This is a genomic window from Enterococcus sp. AZ128 (genome assembly GCF_051714485.1).
Classification (GTDB): Bacteria; Bacillota; Bacilli; order Lactobacillales; family Enterococcaceae; genus Enterococcus_A.
Map to the genome: position 1 here is coordinate 1 of NZ_JBIORZ010000016.1, position 1,711 is coordinate 1,711.

The window sequence follows — 1,711 nt, forward strand, 5'->3', positions numbered from 1 at the left end:
TGAGAGTAGACCTCTCAAAACTGAACGAATAAAGCAACCTGTGTAGTCTCCGTAATATTCCTTAGAAAGGAGGTGATCCAGCCGCACCTTCCGATACGGCTACCTTGTTACGACTTCACCCCAATCATCTATCCCACCTTAGGCGGCTGGCTCCAAAAGGTTACCTCACCGACTTCGGGTGTTACAAACTCTCGTGGTGTGACGGGCGGTGTGTACAAGGCCCGGGAACGTATTCACCGCGGCGTGCTGATCCGCGATTACTAGCGATTCCGGCTTCATGTAGGCGAGTTGCAGCCTACAATCCGAACTGAGAGAAGCTTTAAGAGATTAGCTTAGCCTCGCGACTTCGCGACTCGTTGTACTTCCCATTGTAGCACGTGTGTAGCCCAGGTCATAAGGGGCATGATGATTTGACGTCATCCCCACCTTCCTCCGGTTTGTCACCGGCAGTCTCGCTAGAGTGCCCAACTAAATGATGGCAACTAACAATAAGGGTTGCGCTCGTTGCGGGACTTAACCCAACATCTCACGACACGAGCTGACGACAACCATGCACCACCTGTCACTTTGCCCCCGAAGGGGAAGCTCTATCTCTAGAGTGGTCAAAGGATGTCAAGACCTGGTAAGGTTCTTCGCGTTGCTTCGAATTAAACCACATGCTCCACCGCTTGTGCGGGCCCCCGTCAATTCCTTTGAGTTTCAACCTTGCGGTCGTACTCCCCAGGCGGAGTGCTTAATGCGTTAGCTGCAGCACTGAAGGGCGGAAACCCTCCAACACTTAGCACTCATCGTTTACGGCGTGGACTACCAGGGTATCTAATCCTGTTTGCTCCCCACGCTTTCGAGCCTCAGCGTCAGTTACAGACCAGAGAGCCGCCTTCGCCACTGGTGTTCCTCCATATATCTACGCATTTCACCGCTACACATGGAATTCCACTCTCCTCTTCTGCACTCAAGTTTCCCAGTTTCCAATGACCCTCCCCGGTTGAGCCGGGGGCTTTCACATCAGACTTAAGAAACCGCCTGCGCTCGCTTTACGCCCAATAAATCCGGACAACGCTTGCCACCTACGTATTACCGCGGCTGCTGGCACGTAGTTAGCCGTGGCTTTCTGGTTAGATACCGTCAAGGGATGAACATTCTACTCTCATCCTTGTTCTTCTCTAACAACAGAGTTTTACGATCCGAAAACCTTCTTCACTCACGCGGCGTTGCTCGGTCAGACTTTCGTCCATTGCCGAAGATTCCCTACTGCTGCCTCCCGTAGGAGTTTGGGCCGTGTCTCAGTCCCAATGTGGCCGATCACCCTCTCAGGTCGGCTATGCATCGTTGCCTTGGTGAGCCGTTACCTCACCAACTAGCTAATGCACCGCGGGTCCATCCATCAGTGACGCAAAAGCGCCTTTCAAATAGAAACCATGCGGTTTCTATTGTTATACGGTATTAGCACCTGTTTCCAAGTGTTATCCCCTTCTGATGGGCAGGTTACCCACGTGTTACTCACCCGTTCGCCACTCCTTTTCTTTCGGTGGAGCAAGCTCCGGTGAAAGAAAAAGCGTTCGACTTGCATGTATTAGGCACGCCGCCAGCGTTCGTCCTGAGCCAGGATCAAACTCTCATAAAAAGTGTTTGAAACAGTCTTGCGACTGTTAAGCTCAATTGTAATAATTGACTTGCTAGCATATTGCTTGCTATGTTGTTTGTTTCTATT

General features: G+C 51.4%; 1 rRNA gene. It reads right to left on the minus strand.

The annotated features are described in order from the left end of the window. Nucleotides 1-65 precede the first annotated feature (65 nt). Nucleotides 66-1,624 (minus strand): 16S ribosomal RNA (locus tag IGI38_RS24875). Between the last annotated feature and the right edge of the window lie 87 nt (nucleotides 1,625-1,711).